This is a genomic window from Pseudomonas sp. 05N432 (assembly GCF_056396945.1).
Genome location: NZ_JBFTMM010000107.1, coordinates 1 through 362, shown reverse-complemented (window position 1 = coordinate 362; position 362 = coordinate 1). Strand labels below are relative to the sequence as shown.

Annotated in this window: 1 protein-coding gene; it reads left to right on the top strand. The window is 63.0% G+C overall.

Features of this window, described 5'->3' with window-relative positions:
* Positions 1–362: Ig-like domain-containing protein (locus AC1DHT_RS29475; protein WP_477761616.1), on the top strand; the 362-nt coding region annotated here is incomplete at both ends.

Genomic DNA, 362 nt, shown 5'->3' with positions numbered 1-362 from the left:
GCAACCAGTTGCAGTTCAATCCGGGAAGCGATTTTGATCACCTGGCGCAAGGCGCCACGGCCAGTGTCACGCTCAGCTACACCATGAGCGACGAGCACGGCGCAATCTCGACCAGCAGCGTAGACGTGACCATTACCGGCACCAACGACGCGCCGGTGGCGGTGGCCGATACGGCCGCCGGCACGGAGAACCAGACCCTGAGCATCAACGTGCTGGCCAACGACACCGATGTCGACGACGGTCACGCGTTCACGCTGAACTCGGCCAGCGCGCCGGCAAACAAGGGTACAGCCAGCGTGGTCGACAACCAGCTGCTGTTCACTCCGGGAAGCGATTTTGATCACCTGGCGCAGGGGGTGGTT